8 protein-coding genes are annotated in these 18,297 nt (G+C 68.7%); 6 read left to right on the forward strand and 2 right to left on the reverse strand.

Annotated features, from left to right (window positions below):
• The coding region (locus tag ACRWNP_RS16120; protein ID WP_431961919.1) for a DUF3320 domain-containing protein at window positions 1–6,115 on the forward strand (6,115 nt) is incomplete at its 5' end.
• A 94-nt stretch (window positions 6,116–6,209) separates the two neighbouring features.
• Here ACRWNP_RS16120 and ACRWNP_RS16125 read toward each other — a convergent pair.
• The gene (locus ACRWNP_RS16125) at window positions 6,210–7,013 is read right to left on the reverse strand and encodes a CHAT domain-containing protein (protein WP_431961920.1); all 804 of its coding nucleotides are present in this window, start codon (window positions 7,011–7,013) and stop codon (window positions 6,210–6,212) included.
• A 341-nt stretch (window positions 7,014–7,354) separates the two neighbouring features.
• Between ACRWNP_RS16125 and ACRWNP_RS16130 the strand changes: the two genes are divergently transcribed.
• The 5 genes from ACRWNP_RS16130 (at window position 7,355) to ACRWNP_RS16150 (ending at window position 14,558) form a co-directional block, all read left to right on the forward strand.
• Window positions 7,355–8,125, forward strand: a complete 771-nt coding sequence (locus ACRWNP_RS16130; protein ID WP_431961921.1) for a hypothetical protein — start codon at window positions 7,355–7,357, stop codon at window positions 8,123–8,125.
• A 178-nt stretch (window positions 8,126–8,303) separates the two neighbouring features.
• On the forward strand, window positions 8,304–9,935 hold the full coding sequence (locus ACRWNP_RS16135) for a hypothetical protein (protein ID WP_431961922.1): 1,632 nt from the start codon (window positions 8,304–8,306) through the stop codon (window positions 9,933–9,935).
• A 130-nt stretch (window positions 9,936–10,065) separates the two neighbouring features.
• The gene (locus ACRWNP_RS16140) at window positions 10,066–10,365 is read left to right on the forward strand and encodes a hypothetical protein (RefSeq protein WP_431961923.1); all 300 of its coding nucleotides are present in this window, start codon (window positions 10,066–10,068) and stop codon (window positions 10,363–10,365) included.
• Window positions 10,366–10,531: 166 nt separating this feature from the next.
• Window positions 10,532–12,802, forward strand: a complete 2,271-nt coding sequence (locus ACRWNP_RS16145; RefSeq protein WP_431961924.1) for a hypothetical protein — start codon at window positions 10,532–10,534, stop codon at window positions 12,800–12,802.
• Window positions 12,803–12,872: 70 nt separating this feature from the next.
• Complete coding sequence (locus ACRWNP_RS16150; protein ID WP_431961925.1) at window positions 12,873–14,558, forward strand: Hsp70 family protein; 1,686 nt, start codon at window positions 12,873–12,875, stop codon at window positions 14,556–14,558.
• Window positions 14,559–14,561: 3 nt separating this feature from the next.
• Here the strand turns inward: ACRWNP_RS16150 and ACRWNP_RS16155 are convergent, their stop codons facing one another.
• Window positions 14,562–18,041: a DEAD/DEAH box helicase gene (locus ACRWNP_RS16155; RefSeq protein ID WP_431961926.1), complete on the reverse strand. Its 3,480-nt coding sequence runs from the start codon at window positions 18,039–18,041 to the stop codon at window positions 14,562–14,564.
• Window positions 18,042–18,297: the final 256 nt, after the last annotated feature.

The following is an 18,297-nucleotide window of genomic DNA, read 5'->3' on the forward strand; positions in this document are numbered from 1 at the left end:
CACTGCCCGGTCCGTTACCTCGTCCCACGCCGGCTGGGACGTGCAGGGGCGTGGTGTCGTCGCGCTGTTCGCCTCGCACAAGGAGGCGATGTACCAGGATCTCGTCGACAACGAGGCCGCCCTCCTTGGCAGCGACCTCGTCCGCGCGGTGGCTCTGGGGCCGTCGGCCGGGTTCGCGCCCGAGCGCTTCGACTTCGAAGAGGCGGACCTCCAGCGCATCGACCAGCTGTGCCCGCCGGAGAACAGCCCGCTGGTGCTCGACGCGGATGCCTCGCAGCGGCAGGCGATCGCCGCGGCCGTCGAAGGCCGGTCGTTTGTCCTGGACGGCCCGCCGGGCACCGGCAAGAGCCAGACGATCACCAACATGATCGCCGGCCTCATGCACGCAGGCCGCAGCGTCCTTTTCGTGAGTGAGAAGGCTGCTGCGCTCGACGTCGTCCACAGCCGTCTCAAAGCCGTAGGCCTCGATTCGTACGCCTTCGCCCTCCACAGCCACAGCACCAGCCGCAAGGCGGTGGCACAAGAGCTCGGCAAGGCCCTCACCGAGGAACCCAAGGCTCCGAAGCTGCCCGCATACGTGCTGAGCGACACCAAGAAGGTTCGTGAATCGCTGTCCGACTACGCCGCAGCCATGAACGAGTCGAGGCATCCCCTGGAGCGCAGCCTCCATGACGTGATCGGCCGGGTCGCCCAGCTCGCCGACGCGCCCGTCGCCTACCTCACGCCTGCCGGCGCCTCCGGAACGGCGCGGAGCGGATTCCAGGCCGGGCGACTCGACGGCGAACGGCTCGCGGACATCCTGCGGACGGCGCGCGGCATCGCCGACACCTGGCGCGCCGCGGCCGACCCCCACTTCGCCTGGCGCGGGCTCCGCGCCGAGCGACCGCACCCGCGGCCGATGCTCGAGCAGGTCACCGCGGCGCTCGCAGACCTCGTCCAGGCCGTCGCCGACTACCAGGCGCTCAGCACCACCGGCGCGCCCATCACGGACCACGCTGAGACCAGGCGGCTGATCGACCTGCTGGCCACCCTGCCCTCCCGGCCGAACATTCCTGAGCACTGGCTGACAGTCAAGGACGCCTACACGATCGAAGCCGGGATCGACGCCTTCCGGCCGCGCCTGCGGGAGGCCCAGCGCACCCAGCGGCTCGCCGAGCGGCTGGGCGGTCCGCTCTGGCAGGAGATCTCCCCCCGACTCAACCCCGCACCCGGTCAGGAAGAACAGGAACTGGCCGCGCTGCGCCCCGCCGGATTCCCGATCCTGAACTGGACCGAGGACCCCATCCTCCGAGCCTTCGACGATTTCAGCCTGATCGCCAACGAGATGGCCGAGGCGGACCGGGAGCTCCGCGCGATCACCTCGTCGACCGGCCTGTCCTACCCGCAGAACCACGCCGAGGCGCTGGACGTCTGTACGGTCGTCGAACTCGCCCGGGCCGGACACCGGCCTCCGGCTGAGTGGTTCGACCCTCGGGTGCTAAACCAGGCACACGCCGCAGCCGACCGGTTGGCCACCACGGCGTTGGCTGGCTTCGCCGCGGCGGGTGCCCGCACCCGGCAGGCCCGGGAGGCCGCGGTGTCGCGGCTCGGCATGTCCTGGGACAAACTGCCGGACGCCGTTCGTCCCGAAGCACCTGCAAGCGAGCGGGCACTCGACAGGCTCCAGCCCGCCGGGCTGGATCTCTCGGCCTTCACTCGTGACCAGGCGGTCCATGTGCGCGCGCTGTTCGGCGACCGTGCCAGCGCGCTTGCCTCGGCGCAGCAGGACGCCGATCGGGCGGCACGGAGCCTCGGAGTCACGGTGCCGTCCAGCACCCATGCGGCCGATGAACTGTGCGCTCTCATCGACCTGACCCGCACACCCCACCGTCCGCTCGCCGAGTGGCTCGATCCGCAGACCCTCCTCTCGCTCCGCGACGCCGCGGACGACATAGCCACCCTCGTCGGCGAGTTGGGCGCCGCACGCAACGTCGCGGAGCAGGACTTCACCACGGCCGTACTGGACGCCGAGGACTTCCCCGAGCTCGCGCAGCGTCTCGCCGCGCAGCGCAATCCGCTGGGCACCCTGTTCTCCGGGCAGCGGCGCGCCGACCGCCGGCGCGCGGCTGCGATGACCGTCCGGGAAACCTGGAACGGAGAACTGACGGACCGGCTCGACCGGGCCTTGGACTGGCGGGAGAAACACCACCGGCTGCTGGAACGCATCGAGGAGTACCGCGAGCTGCTCGGCCGGTACGCGGACACGGTGATGAGCACACCGGACGTGCTGCGCTCGGCCGTCGACGCGGCGATCGAGATACACCGCCTCGCCCCGGACACCGTCGCGGATCCGGCAGCACGTTCACGGCTTGCCGCCCACCTGGCCGACGGCGCTCCGGCGGACGCGGAGCTGGATGAGCTCGGACAGCGTCTGCGCAAGACCCTCGCCGGCTGGGCAACCGGCTTCGACCTGCCGTATCTGCAGCTCGACAGTACGGCGCTGACGGACCACAGCTGCGACGGGCTGGCGCAGTGGTTGCGAGCCCACACCGGTCCGCTGGATCAGGCGATCGCCCTTCTCGAGGTAGTGGAGGGCGTCCGCGGCACCGGTCAGGAGACCGACTCGGTGCCGCGGCTCACGGTGGCGCAGGCTCGTGAGGCAGTGGAGACCGTCCGTGAGGCACGCGCGGCAACAGCAGCCTTCGAATCGGAAGAGCAGGCCCACCGAGGGCTTCTCGGCAGCCACTACAACGGATTCGAGAGCACTCTCGACCAGCTCCGGAACGGCCTGGACACACAGATTCCGATGGATCGACTGCTGCTCCACGCTGTCGACTGCATCCAGGCACCCGAAGTTTCCGAAAGCGTGTCCGAAGGCCACCGCGTGCTGGGGCGGTACGGCGACCTCGTGCCGCTCGACCTGGGCGCCCTCGCTTCGGCGCTGGACACTGCCGACCGGCTCCACGCTCTGGCGCCGGAAACTTTGGCGGACGTCACGCGGCGGGTGTTGCTGACGGCGCAGCTGGCCGACGGCCGCGTGACGTCTCCGGAGCTGCTGCGGCAGTCCGAGAAGCTCCGCACCCACCTGTCCGCGTGGCGACGCTGGGCCGAGCGCGACACCCTGGCCGGCACGTGCGCGGAGCTGTCGACTCGCCCGGTCGCCGATGCGGCCGACTGGTTCCAGGCCCACCTGGCACCCCTTGAGGATGCGGCCTCCCTGGTCCGATCCGTACGCCGGGTGCTCGCCGACGGTGGCAGACACGATTCGGACATCAGCCTCGCGCAGTGCCGCGACGTGATCGCCGCTGTAGTGGCCGCACGCCGTGCCGAGTCCACCCTTGCGAAGAACGAGGAGGCCGACCGCGAGCTGCTCGGCGGGCTCTATCAGGGAGCCGACACCGACTCCGCCGCATTGCACACGGCGCTCGACTGGGCGCATCGGGCACGACGGGCAGCGGACGGCCGCCAATCGGCACCACTGCGGGCAGAGGCCGCTCACCTGCTGTGCGAGGCTGACCCCGACCCTGGGGTGGCTCGGAAGTTCTCGGACTGGGAACGCCTCAGCGCCCAGTTGGTCGAGTACTTCTCGCGTGAGACCGGACGTGCGCTCCGGGCCCGCCTGGAAGAATCATTCGATTCGGCGAAACTGGCACTGCGCGCTCTGAATGACGACACCAAGGGCCCCGACGAGTGGCGCGACCACTGCACACACCTCGAGCATCTGCGCGGCTTCGATCTTGGAGCACTGGTCCGCGAGTGCGCAGACCGAGGCATCGACGGCGAGCAGTTCCCCGACACCGTCGAAAGGGCCGTCCTCCAGAGCTGGATCGAGGAGCAGCTGGCCCAGGACCCCCGGTTGCGTCCCGTCAATGCCTCCGACCGCGATCAGCTCGTCGAACGCTTCCAGGCCCTCGACCGGCAGCTGGTGGAGACCGCTCACGCGACGGTCATCGAGGCCTGCAACGCCCGCCGCCCGCGCCGTCTGTCGTCCGGGGGGCAGGCGGGGGAGATCCTGCGGCAGTCGCAGCTCAAGCAGAGGCACATGCCGGTTCGTGAACTGCTGGGCCGGACCCGCGACGTCGTCAAGTTGATCAAGCCGTGCTTCATGATGAGCCCGCTTACGGTCAGCCAGTTCCTGCCCGCCGACTTCCGGTTCGACGTAGTGATCTTCGACGAAGCGTCCCAGGTGCGGCCACAGGATGCGATCAACTGCGTGTACCGGGGTGACGCCCTCATCGTCGCCGGCGACCAGAAGCAGCTGCCGCCGACCTCCTTCTTCAGCGCCTCGGACGAAGACGAGGACGATGACGACTGGACCAACGACAGCGGAACCTTCGAGTCCATTCTGGACGTCGGCAAGGCGAGTGGCGTGATCCGCAGCATTCCTCTGCGGTGGCACTACCGCTCCATGCACGAGGACCTGATCACCTTCAGCAATCGGTCGTTCTACGAGAACTCCATGGTCACCTTCCCCGGTGCCCTGGAGGAGGGGAACGACATCGGCGTCGCCTTCTTCAAGGTCGACGGCGTCTACGACCGCGGTGGGCGTCGCGACAACCGCATCGAAGCCGATGCGGTGGCCCAACGTGTCATCCACCATTTCGCCACCCGTCCCGGACTCAGTCTCGGCGTGGTGGCCCTGTCCCAGGCCCAGGCTCAGGCGATCGAGGAGGCCGTGCAGAACGCCCGCGCGGGCCGCCCCGATCTGGACCGCTACTTCAACGAGGACCGCCTGGACGGCTTCTTCGTGAAGAACCTCGAGACCGTCCAGGGCGACGAGCGCGACGTGATGATCCTTTCTATCGGCTACGGCCCCAGCGCACCGGGGGCAAGGCCCCATGGCAACTTCGGCCCCATCAACAAGGACGGCGGATGGCGTCGGCTCAACGTCGCCGCCACCCGGGCACGCAGGCGCATGGAGGTGGTGGCCTCCTTCGACGGCGGGCAGCTGCCGGATCAGAGCAATCCGAGCGTGCAGCACCTGAAGCGCTTTCTTCTGTACGCACAGTCCGGACCTGCGGTGCTGGAAGTCGCGAACGCTGATCCCACTGCAGAGACCGAGAGTCCCTTCGAGGAGGAGGTGTACCGGGTCCTCACAAGCTGGGGCTACGAAGTTCAGCCCCAGGTAGGGGTGGCCGGCTACCGAATCGACCTCGGCGTCCGTGATCCCGGACGTCCCGGCGTCTACGCCCTCGGCGTCGAGTGCGACGGGGCGATGTACCACTCGTCACGTGCGGCGCGGGACCGGGACCGGCTGCGCGAGTCGGTACTGCGCGGTCTCGGGTGGCGCCTGCACCGGATCTGGGGCACGGACTGGTACCGCAACCGCGCCGAGGCCGAGGCACGGCTCAGGCAGGGCGTCGAACAGGCCATCGCGGCAGGCCCGGTTTCCGACCGCACGGTGCGGATTCCCGATCACACCGTGGCAGCAGGCACGCCTGAGATCGCACGATCTGAATCCGTGGCGACCGCCAGCGACACACGTCCGGTCACCGCTCAGCCGGTCACGGAGTTCGTGACCGTCGAGGCCGACGATGCCCCCGAGTCGAGTTGGAGCACGAACTACCGGAGGCTGAGCGAGTCCGAGCTGATCCAGCTCCAAAAGACCCTGGCCACCCAGCACCGCAGCAGGGGCCTGGATCTGACCGACCCTGGCGCCACGACTGCCCTCGTCGAGCTTGTGCACAGGATTCTCAACGCTGAGGGCCCTATCCACATAGAGGTGCTGTACTCCCGGGTGCGCGACGCCTGGCAGAAGGGCCGTTCCGGCAAGGTGATCCAGGACCGGATCTCCAGCGCGGTCACTACCTTGGTACGCAAGAGGCAGGCGGTCAGCGACGGTCAGTTCATCGACCTGGCACGCCGGAAGCAGGTTCTGGCCCGACGTCCCGGGATTGAAAAGCCCCGCAAGGTCGAGCACGTTCCCATCGCCGAGCGGCACACGGCCCTGACCGGTCTCGTCACGGAGATTCCCGGCATCACTGTCGAGGAACTCGTGAAGGAGTCCGCCCGCTTCTTCGGCTGGAGCCGTGTCGGCCCGGACATCCGCACCGTCCTGCTCGAGGACATCGAATCCCTGACCGCGTCCGGGGCAATAGCGGAGTCGGCGACGGGCTTGACCGCCCACGCGCAGTAGACGCCTCACCGGCGCACCTGTCCGGACTGGGGCCAAGCAGGCGCCTTCTTGGTGGCCTCTGGCTTCAGTCCGGACGAGGCGAAAGCAAGCGCGATCAACCGAATGCCGGCATGTGCCCGTACCCCCGAGGCGGTCCCGGCAGCCACGCGGCCATGTGGGAGTAGGCCGCCGAGTCCGCCGGATGGGCGAAGTCCACGCCCTCGGAGGGGCGTCGCACCAACTCCCGCCATAACAGGCGGGTCGTCGCTGTAGGCAGCTCCGGATCGCCGTGCGCGGGCCACAGCCACTCGATCTTCTCCTGGTTGATGGTTTCCCGAACCCATCGCTGCGCGGTGCACAGGGACTCGGCAGGAGAGAGACCCGACAACTGCCACTCCAGGTAGAACTGGGCGGTGATCAGGGAGTTGGCGAGTCCACCGACCGCCCATTGGCTTGCGACGACTCCTGCCACTCCGAGTTGGACGAAACCCATGGCGAGGCTAATGACCACGTCGGGCAGATCCTGCCGGGGACATGGGAGCTCGGGGTCGCCGACGTCCAACACCGGCCATACCCAGGTGCACTCGGTACAGGCATGCCGGCTGTAGGGCAACGGGATGGGATCGCCCGGCAGGAAGCCGCCCCCCTGGTTGGGCGGACCGCCGCGATCCTCCACCAGGGCGGGGACCAGGACGTCGACGCGCTTGCGCAGGCCAGGTTCAGCGACCATGAGCTCCCAGAGCCGGTCGGCGGCCTCCTCCCAATCGTCGCCGTAACCCAGCCTGCGTGCGACGAGCAACGCCTCCCGTAGAAGCGACGAGATGTCTTCGGCGTCGTCCGGAAGCAGCTCAGGCAACTCAAGGATCACGATTCCTGCCACAAGGATGATGGCTAGAAATCCGTCCTGCGGTTCCTCCACTCCGTCTCCATCAGCATTCGCTTCGTCCCCGTGAACGACGTGAGCTGCGCCGTCTGTCAAGACGCGCGCAGGGGCGCACGGTGGAGTGCGCTCAGGCGGCGTCCACCTGCCAGCCCTTGCGGGGTCGAGTTGCCAGAGGCTGGTGGTGGCGAGGACGAAGTCGTCTGCGGTCGCTCCGGCACATCGTGGATTGCCATTACTCGCCAACTCACGCTTACCGCATGATTGATAACCCCGGTTATCGGACTCTTTCATGACCTCCACGGTCAATGCGGGGCACCTTTGCCTGCATCGCCACACGCCAGCGTGCGCATTGCACGAAGACCTGGAGGTTCCCTGCCATGACCAGTACGCCTTCCACGCCGTCCACTCCCCAGCAGCCCGACGGATCCGGCCGGGCCGCCGGCTGCGGTGCCGTGTCGCAGATGCCCCCTGCCTACGCGCAGCCGCTGGCCGGGAAGAAGCCGTCGCGGGGCGGAGCGTGGCTCACCCACGGTGTTTCAGCGCTCGTCGCGCGGATCGCGGCGCCCATGACCCACCCGCGCAAGATCGTCCTCGCCGTGACCGCGGTGGCCGTGGGCTGCTCCCTGAGCGCCTGCTCCACCATCGGCGGCACCGAGACCGACACCGCGACGCCGACGGCCACCGTCAGCGCCTCGCAGGACGGCCAGAGCGCCCAGGACACCGAGGACACCCAGGACGACTCCGACGGTGACACCATCACCGTCGCGCTGGACAAGATCGCCACGTGGAACAACGGTGTCCAGGCGCACCTGAGCGGCTTCAGCCGGGGCACCTCCGGCGAGTACGCCTCTCCGTCCGGCAAGGCGTACCTGGCTTTCTCGGTCACTGTGCAGAACGGCTCCAAGTCCCCGCTCGACCTGAGCATGGTCAGCTTGTCCTGCCCCGACGGTGCCGACGAGATCTTCGACACGGATGCGGGTTTCGGCGGCACGCCGGACGCGCACCTGCTGCCGGGCAAGTCGCAGACCTGGAAGGAGGCGTGCGTGTTCGCGAAGACGGCCAAGAGCGTCCAGATCGAGATCATGCCGATGGACACCTCTGGCTCGGGTTGGTACCGCACGGCGATCTTCACGGGTCAGGTGCGGTAGCCACCGTCCTTCGGTGGGGCCCTTCCGGGCGTCCTCAGCATCCCCGCACGGCCGGGGGCCTCACGCCTTCGCCGCACCAGGCGCACCCCGAGGTAGCGCCCATGGGTCGCCCGTACCCACGCCGGTCACACCATGCGCACGGCCCCACTCACCACCACTCGCGACCCGGAAGGCCATTGTGACGATCACCGAGCACACGGATCTGGTCCGTCGCTTTGCCGAGGACTTCACCGCCCTGCAGGAGGCTGTCCTCGCACGAATGAACGGGATCTGCGCCGCGGAGATCTCCGCGGCCCTGGAACACGCTTCGCTCGTCGGCCCCATCGCCATCGCTCTCGCCCACGCTGACGTCCTCGCTCGCGGGGACGTCCGGCGAGCGGAGCTCTCGGCCCAGCCCGCCGAGCGGCTGCGGCGGCTGCGGGAGCACGCGCGCAAGGTGCGCCGGGCCCGGTCGCAGGCGGACGCTGTGTGCAAGGAGCAGCGTGCCCGCCGCCTTGCCGGACTCTCCCGGCCGGTGGACATGCTGGAGCTGCGGGTGGCGCGTTCCGCGTACCCGGAGGCCTACGGCGAGGCCCTGCGGAAGGAACTCCGTGACAGGGGGCTGCCGGAGGCGACATCGCAGGCGCCCGAAAGCGACCTCGCCCGGTGGGCGTGGGAGCAGGAATCGGCAGGCGGCGAACTGCCGGCACCGGTGCGCGCACTGCGGGACTGCCACGACGACGCCTTCGTCCAGGCCCTGCTGCGCGACGCGAGGGAGGATGAGAACCCGTACCTCCCGCACGACGCGGTGGTCGAACGGTGGAGCCGGCAGGCCCGTTCCGCGCTGGCCTGGGGTCGCTACGCCATCGGCCAGGCCGAACGGGACGCACTCGCCTGCCCTCTCCCTGCACGGCGCGCGCGGCTTGACGCCCTGGAGGACGCCTACCAGGACGCCGCGGTTCTCGCTGCCCGCGCCCGCGAGGCCAGACTCCGGGTCGCAGATCTCCATGACCGGATGCGGGCATGCGTGGCCACGGGAGCTTTCACGGAGCTCGTCGCACAGTGCCGCGCCGCAGCTCTGGAACGCTTCGCCGCCGGCGAGCCCGAGTTGTGGCATGCGCTGTGTGAGCTGACCGCCCGGCACCAGGCACACTGCGCTGAACGGGCCGACGCCTGCCCGCAGTGCCACCGCGCGCTCGCCACCATCCTCATCGACGGCACTCCCGCCGACATGCGCGAGGACGGCGACGGCGGACGTTCCACGGCAACGTCCCTGGCTGACAGGGACCGTTACGCCCTGCTCACCGACCTTCCCGGCACCGCCGTCGTGGCCGTTGCCGACGCCGCGGTCGGTGACGACTCCGCGCTGTGCGGCTACGGCTGGGCTGCCGAGGACGGGACAACCGGACACGGCGAGTCCATGGCCTCAAGCAGCGGCGAAGCCGAAGTCATCGGCATCTGTACGGCCGCCCTCAGCCTCCTCGACCGCCACGAGGAAGCGCCCATAGTCCTCCTGTGCGACAGCATCGAGGCAGTCGAGGCGACGAACGCGGCCCTGGACAGCGCAGACCCGGCAGCGGCCCACCGCACGCTCCTCTTCCCGGAGGGCAGGCACCTCATGGACCGCCTGCTGCGCCACCGCGACCGCGTGCAGGTCCGCTGGCTCAAGGGGCACATCGGACATGACCTCAACGAAACCGCCGACGTCCTCGCCGGCCTCGCCCTCCGCCGCGCCACCGGGCGTATGTCGCCCTCCGCGGCCCGCAAGGAGGAAGCGCGGATCCTGCGCTCACTCGGCTCCCTGGACCGCCCCCTCCCGGCGGCCGCCTGATGCCCGAGTCCGGCAGCAGTTCGGCGATCAAGCCGGCTCCGGACAGCACACGCGGTGCCTGCTCGCCGTCGGCCTCTCCCAGCAGTTCCCCCTGGTTGCCTGAGCTCCTTCATGAGAAAGGAACCCGTCGATGCCCGTCTGGTACGCATACGTCGAGTTCGCCGCCGACGGCCCCGCCCTCCCCGACGAGGTGTGGGACCGCTTGCATGGACTGCTGCACGAGGCCGGTCACTCTCCCTCGGTTGGTTGCGCCCCGAACGGCAACGCGTCGGTGCGCCTGTGCACGGAAGCCGGCACCGCCGAGGATGCCGTCGAACTGGCGGCCAAGATCGCCTCCCAGGCCATCGAGACGGTTCACCGGTCCTGCACTGTCGTTGGCCTGGAGGTCATGACCGAGGCTGAGATCGACAGGCGCAACAGCGCCGACTGACTGCCGGGCACGACGGAGGCCACCACCTGCCGATCGGTCCAGCACGTCGCCATCGACGCGGGCCAGGAGTAGGCCGACCGTAGCGGCGAAACCGTGGTCAAGAACTACGGCCAACGTCCCTTGGTTCGCCCTGCCCGGTCCGTCGGCGGACCGATAGTGTGAGCTCGTGGAAAGCGGATATCTGGTGATGCGCCGTCAGGACGGCATTAGAGGCGAAAAGTACGTAGGAACGGTCCGCCTGGTCGAGGACGACAGTGCCGTCATCGAGTGGCCGGGAGGCCGACGAGAGCGGATCCCGCTGCCGCCGACCTCCAACATCACGGTCATACCGGTCGGATCGGTGCGGTACCAAGCGCTGAGAGACTCCCAACGGCTGGAGAAGGAGTTCTCGAAGTCGCCCGTGCCCGTCCTGGTGGCACTCCTCGAAGAGGTTGGCGGAGAGGTGACCGTCAGACAACTGCAGGATGAGACACGTAGGCTCGGGCTGGCCGGTGAACACGACCGCACTTGGTGGAACCGCATCCGTCAACGCCTGCTTGCACATCCTCGGGTCACCGAGAGCAAGCCGAACGGTCCTTTGAAGATCATCGATGAGCCGGTCGATCCGTTCGAGAAAGAGCGGAGTCTGCCGGCACGGGAGGCCTTGGAATTCCTGGCGACGCCGGCAACCAAGCGCGAAAGAGGACTCGAACAGGCACTGCGGGAAGCGGTCTGCGCCGGACAGTCGGAACTGGCCACGTACGAGCGCGTCGCGGCTCACGCGCTTAAGGCGGCTCTGCGCCCATGGCCGACGGAAATGAACGAATACACCCCCCAGGGCGTCTCCCAAAAAGTGCTGGCCATGGCCGTGGAATTCCTAGCCGACGTGACGAAGGGCCAGCGCCACGCCCAGAGCGCGACGGCCCAGCCGTCGCCGAAGCTGGGTAAGGCGGGCGCCCCGCCGGTTGCGGCAGTCACGCCCCTTCTGGTGGGCTTGGTGACGACCCCGGAGGGCAGCGCCGCAGCCGACGAGGCGGCGAAACTACCGCGTGGGCTCATGGCGCAGGCGTGTGTCATGGCGGTCATGGCCCGCTTCGAGGCCGAGGAGGCGGGCGCCGACCACCTGCTGCGTCGCGGCGCCGTACTGCTCCCATGGGCGATCGCCGAAAGCCCCCTGGCACCCGCCGCGCGACGCGAAGCCTTTGCGGAGGAACTCCTTGTGCGGGCGCTGGGTCTCCTCCTGCGATCCGCCGGGCAGCGGCTCCCGTCCGACCCCGAGTGCCAGTGGGTCGACTTGGTCCTGGCCGCGGTGCCCGAGCACACACTTCGGCGCGGTATTGCCGCGACCAGCGCCGAGGATCTGGCGGCGGCGCTGGAGGCACTTCCGGATCGCCCGGACGGAGGCCGCGAGAGGGCGAAACGTGTCCTGGCATCGCTCGCCAGCGTGCCGGACGACCCCGAGCAACCTGAATCGCCCGCCGCTCCCGCGTCGGAAGCCGCGAAGCCCACCGCCTCCTCCTCCGCCGAAAGCGGTTCCGCCTCGGCTGCGGATGCCTCACCGGAAGAGCAGAAGACGCAGGAGCCACAGAGCGAACCCGCGACAACGGCCGCCCCTGCCGATACGGACGCCCCGGCGCAGGAGCCGGAGGCCGACGGCGACGGCAACGCCACTGACGACGCCGCTCCGACCCCGGAGGCGTTGAGCGAAGAGTCGAAACCACAGGAGCCGGAGCCCGAGCCCGTGACAAGGGCCGCCCCTGCCGAGGCCGAGGCCCCAGCGCAGGATCCGGAGATGGCAGCTGAAACACCCGCGGTCACCGCGGAGGCTCCGTCTCGTGCACCGGAACCCACTCCCGAGGAGCGCAGCCGCCACGACGTCGCTCTGAGTCGCGAACGCGCTGTGGCTCATGCGCTGCGCAGTGAGCGGGACCAGCTCAAGCAGGATCTTGCGGCCAGTGAGCGCCGGTACGACCGTGCGGGTGAGGAATTCGCCGAGCTGCGCACCCGACTCGATGCCGTGACGGCGGAGCTGGCGGCTGCCACTCGGCGCGGAGAGGCGTTGACCCTGCAGGCACAGCGGCGGGAGCAGGAGCTGCGGCAGTCGCGTCAGACGGGACGAGCCGCCTCGCAGGCGCAGTTGCGGCAGGCGCGAATCGACGGGCTCCGAGTGCTCGCGACTGTGCTGGCGGAGGTTGCCGACCAGGCGGCGCACGCGACGGACGAGTCGGATCCGTCCCGTGCCTTGTACCGGAGGGTCCTGGCCCAGGCGGCGACGGCCGGTCTCGTGGACATCGGCACCAGCGGCGAGGAGACCGAATTCGATCCCTCACGCCATCAGGCACCGACCGGCGCGGCGGAGCAGGTCGTCGTCGAGCGGCCGGGATTCGCCTGGCGGGCCGCAGGTTCTCAGGAAGAAGTCGTACTGCTGCCAGCCCTGGTCCGGCGAGCAGAACCGTAGTCAGACACGGATCACAGGGGCCGTTCGCACCATCCGGTTCGTCGGACGGCCGGCCCTCAGGAGGACACGCGTGAGCGATGACAGACCGCTGGTAGGCATAGATTTCGGTACGGCAACGACGCTGGTGGCCCAGCGAATGCCGCACAGCTACGCCGAGACCGTGCCGATCGGCGCCAGTACGGCCTGGATACCCAGTGTCGTCGCCGCCTCACCGCGCGGTGAGCTGGTGTTCGGGGAGGCTGCGGAGGCCACCGGAGGCGCCGGGGCCATACGTTCCGTCAAGCAGCACATCACCGGCGAACGGAACGAGCCGCTGCTGCTCAGAACGGACGCCACCAACGCGGCGGCGTTCACTCCAGACCAGCTCATCGTGGGCCTGCTGCGGCATGTGATGCTGCTGGCGAAAGCCAACGGGGCCGAGGTCGACGACGCGGACTTCCGCCTCGCCTGCCCGGCGATTTGGGACGGGTCCCGCCGCAAGCGGCTGGCGTACCTCGCCACCGAGGCCGGGATCCCGATGGCCGTCGCCAACATCGTTGACGAGCCGATCGCAGCCGGACTGGCCTGGTCCGAGGGGCTCCACGACCGCGACGGTTACGCCCCTGAAGGCACCGTCCTGGTCTTCGACTACGGCGGTGGCACGCTCGACATCGCGCTCATGTCGGTGGGTGAGGACCTCGACGACGCCGAGCCGGAACTGACCGTCCTGTCGGCCCGGGGTGTCGCGGAGGCCGGCGACGACCTGGACCGCCGGATCGCGGAGGATCTGGAACGGGACCTGGGGGCAGCAGGCTTCCCGGTCGATCGTCTGCCCGAACCGCAGACCGTGCGGTCGCTGCTCCTGCTGGCCGCCCGCCGCCTCAAAGTCCTGCTCTCCGATACGCGCTTCGGTACCCAGAGCGTGCCGATCGGCGGCGGTTACACGTCCCTGCCGATGCTGGAGTACACGCGGGAGCGCCTGGAGCGCGCCTTCCGTCCGCAGTTGGACAGGGCAATGCATCAGGTTAGAGCCGCCCTGTGCGATCGGCGTTTGCGCCGCCGGACGCTACCGGACCTGGACTCACTCGCCCGGACGCCCCTGGAGGAACTGGCCCGCGACGTCCAGTACGTCCTCCTGGCCGGCGGCATGTCGCAGATCCCCCTCGTGCGCGAGGAGTTCGTACGCATCTTCCCTCACGCCCAAGTGGAGTACGACCAGTCGCTGGACGCGCCGGAGGAATCCGTCGCGACCGGTCTGGTAGTGCGCTCCGACCGCTACCACCGTCTATCGCTTCCCCGGCCGGGCTTCGACCTGGTGCTGGAGTGGCAGGACGAGTACGGCAATGTCCACCGTGAGACGCTCTACCCGGCCTTCGAGCCGCTCTACACCATGGAACAGGTCTTCCGCCGCGAGAGGGACCTCGCCTACCGGTACGAGACGCAGGTCCGCGGCCTGACCCGGGACGGCACCGCGGCGCTGCGCGCCCTGTCGGTCGACGGCGACCCGCTGGACTTCCTGGTTGACGGCCGTCCCACGCCTCACCTTCCGGTCTCGTTGCGGCGGTACACAGAGTTCACGTTCTCGCTGAAGGTCTCCGGCGAGATCTACGTAAGGGACTGCGCCTACCGCGAGTCACGCTTCCGCGTGGACCGGTGGCCGATCCTGCGCGGGGGCGAACGCACCTCCGTGAAGCTGAGCACCATGAACAAGGTCCCGGGGCAGCAGGGTGCTGACGCGTTCAAATTTACCGACTTCTACTCCCACCCCCACCAGTGATCGTCAGCCCTCGACCAGCACCAGCGCCACCGCCTCGGTGGAGAGGCTGAAGCGGGAGTCTCGGTCCATCTGAGCGAGGCGGGCCTCACGCTGGGTCTCCAGGTGACCGACTCGGCTGGCGTGAAGGCGCCTGATGGATGAATTGTCCACCTCGTCGGCGAGTCGGCGGGCCTGCTCGATCTTGTGGCGGAAGGTGTCGACCACCGTCGCGCGCCGACCCGCCGCCACGGCGTCGTTCTCCGCCTCGTAGCTGTCCTTGGCCTGGTACTCCTTCTCCGCCGCCAGACCTTGCACGGCATCGAGGATCCCCGGCAGGGACGCCGACACCCGAGCCGACAGGGCCTGCGGCACGTCTGCGAGGTGGCCGGCGGCAAGGGCGGTCAGCAGCGCGGTCCCCACCTCTGGCACCTCCCTGCCCGTAGTGGTGTCGAGGGTGGTGGTCCACAGCTCGCGGCGGGGACGGGCACCGTCCACTCGGGCAAGCGTGACCTGCACCAGGTAGCGGGACCCCGGCGGCAGTCCGGGTACCCGTACCCGGCCGTAGCGGCCTAGCCTCCCCTCGTGCTCCGCGAACCACCAGTGCGCGGTACGCACCAGGGGATGCCGCACGCTCAGCAGCGGTGCACCCGTCTCCGTGCTGGTACGGGAGGTGAAGCAGGCACGCAGCGCCTGCTGCGCGCCGCCCCCTACCCGCGCCATCAGGTCGCTGCCCCTGGGGAACGGGAAGGCTCCCGCGCTGCTGGCGTCGTACATGGTCTTGCGCAGCTCTGCGCTGCCGGTGATGTCGACCAAGTCCTCGGCATCCGCAACCTGCCGCACCTTGCCGTATCCGGTTTCCTCGAGGAACGCCTCCACCAGCCCCCGCAGTTCCTTGGGACCGAGGTAGCGGCCGCGGCCTGGGCTCTCCTCGTCGAAGCCCTCCACGAGGAGATCGTCCAGACCGGTGAGGACCTCCCTGGCCTTTTCCAGGGTCCGGATGTCCTTCTCACGGTCCACCCGGGCGACCTCGATCCGCTCGATCTGACGGCGGCGCTCCTGCGGGCTGAGACTCGGATCCAGCACGACGCGCTGAAGGTTGCGGAGGCTGCCGCGCAGGATCGGCTCGAGCTCTCCGATGGAGGACCGGAAGACGCCGATGCGTTGGTACAGGCGCTGGAAGATGTCGGTCTCGATGGTGCCCGGCACCTGCATATTGAAGATGAAGATCTTCTCGTGCTTCTGCCCGAACCGGTCCAGACGGCCGATGCGCTGCTCCACCCGCATCGGATTCCACGGCAGGTCGTAGTTGACCAGCACGTTGCAGAACTCGAAGTCCAGACCCTCACTGCCGACCTCGCTCACCAGGAGCAGATCGAAGCGCCCAGCCCGGAAGTCCGCCATGATGCGGGTGCGCTCCTCCTGCGGCACGCCGCCGTGCATGACCCGCACACGAAACTCATCGTGGAGCCTGCCAGCCAGATACTCCAGGGTGCGGGTGAAGAAGGAGAAGACCATGGCCTGCCGAAGTCCCTTGGTCCGGGCGTTCCTGAGCATGGCGACGAAGGCGTCGTACTTCGTGTCGGGCAGCGGCTTGAGAAGCTCGGGCAGGCGACGTGCCAACTGCTCGGCCTCGTTGTCGGCCGCCCGGGCGACATCATCCGCAGCGATCTCGCTCTCCGTGTGGTCCTCCAGCAGCAGCTCCTCTTCGATCCCGTGGTCGGCGGCTTCCTCCTGGAAGCGTTCCCGCAGCCGCTTCTGCATGGCAGGGATGCAGCTTGCGGCCTGCCGAAGCCACATCTGCGCGGCGAACCCCGCAGCCGTACCGCTGCGGGCGGCCCGCTGAAGGCACCAGTCGTGCAGCCGCTCATAGAACTCGCGCTCTTGCACGCTCCACTGGACCTCTACGTCCTCGGGCTGTCGCACCGCCTTCGCATCGGGGGTGTCCGCCTTCCGGGTGCGGGTCACAATGCCAGCCAAGGCATTGAGATCCGCGATGCACCTCCTGGCCTCGGACAGCTGCCGCACCGTCAACGCGTCCGAAGTATCAAGAATCCGCTGAAGGCGCTTGAACTCAGGTCGTCTGGTGACCAGTTGCCCGAACCGCGACCCATTGACACGCTTCAGGGTCGGCAGAAGCGCCTTCCCTCCACCTGGGGTGTTCCCCGCGCCCTGCGCGAGACGGGCGGCGACACCGTTCAGATGGCCATTGGGCTCCAGTTGGCTCTCGAAGACGCGAGAATCGGGGAACGCGCTCGGGTCGAGTAGGTGGACAAGGGTGTACAGGTCCTGATTGCCGAGGTTCAGTGGGGTCGCCGAGAGGAAGATCAAGGCGTCGGCCCAGTCCGCCAGCTGACTCACCGCAGCATGACTCCTGCTGGCCGGATTCCGCACATAATGGGCTTCGTCGACGATCACCAGGTCGAAGCGGGGTTCGAGCTTGGCGAGTTCGGTGAGCTGGCCCGCACGCCGCAACCGCTCCAGCGAAACCACCCCCGCGAAGGGCTGCTCGTCCTCGCCCCGGCGCAACAACGACAGCAGCTCCTCCATGCCCTCGTTGTCGAGGACGCGCAATTGCCGATCGAAGCGCTGACTCATCTCGTCGCGCCACTTGTGCACCAGCGCCGCCGGGCAGACCACCAGCCCACGAAAGTGAAGGGCAGCGCGCCGCCCTGCCGTGCGTGCCAAATGTGTACGCTGCTCCAGCTCGTTCCATATCAGCCCCGCCTCGATGGTCTTGCCCAGACCCACCTCATCGGCGATCAGCAGCCTCTGGCGGTCGGAGTTCATCAGCTTGAGTACCGGGCGGAACTGGTACGGCCGGAAAACCGTACGGCTCGACTGGAACGAGTACACCGTATCGGTGAGCGGCGTGCTCAGCTTGGCCAGCGTCAGTCTCAACGCCGTATCCGTGGCCGACACAGGAGCGTCGCGAATCCAGTCCTCCGGCTCGTCGGACGTGTCGTCGACGGCCTCCAGGGCGTCCTCGAAGACCTTGATCGGCCTCCGGTCGAGGCCACGCAGCGTGTACTGATGGCCGGCACCGCGCACCGCACGCACACCGGTGACTGTGAAAACTCCGTCCCGAGCGGCCACGCGTACGACGTCTCCCACCGCGTGGGCCGCAGGAGCAGCCGACGCACCGCTGCGCGCGCTCTCCCTCCACTCCCGATAGAACATCAGGGCGCGGTGCAGCATGTGGTCGTCGTCAACGTCCCGAAGCCGCTTGTAGTCGGACGGAACCGAGTCGCCACCACTGCTCAGCACGAGCGCAGCCGATACGACACCAGACGGCCGCCGCCTCGACTGGAACACGTACACCCCGGACGGCAGGGTGCGGGCCTCCGCGAGCGCGACCGTCGGAATCTGGCGCATGTGCGGCAGGCCAAGCCGGTCCGCAGCCCCCTGGACGTCGTAGAGAACCTCCGGTACGTCACCCACCAACCCGCGGGCACCGTCCATGTCCCCCCATGGGCTGTACCGCAGCCGCATCATGTCGTCATCCACGGGCACCCCGCTCGATACGTCCGAGCCTTCACCGTCGAATGCCTTAGGTCCGCTCATTGCCCCCACCCCTGCCGTGCCTTACCCCCCAGCGGTGCCAAACACACGATAGCCACGCGGGTCGCCCACCGAGACGGCTCCTCCGACCTTGCCGCTTAACGGTGTCGACACAATGCCACGCTGCGAAATTCCCATTGGGACGGCAGCTTGATAACCGGGGTTACCAGTCTGCATTAGGTCGACATGGACTCGCTGTTCC

Origin of the sequence: Actinacidiphila sp. bgisy160 (assembly GCF_965342435.1) — a bacterium.
In the GTDB taxonomy this organism is placed as follows: Bacteria; Actinomycetota; Actinomycetes; order Streptomycetales; family Streptomycetaceae; genus Actinacidiphila.

Bases quoted from the DNA above. Each gene is read 5' to 3' on its own strand.
- ACRWNP_RS16130 (WP_431961921.1), top strand. From the start codon at position 7,355: ATGACCAGTACGCCTTCCACGCCGTCCACTCCCCAGCAGCCCGACGGA.
- ACRWNP_RS16140 (WP_431961923.1), top strand. From the start codon at position 10,066: ATGCCCGTCTGGTACGCATACGTCGAGTTCGCCGCCGACGGCCCCGCC.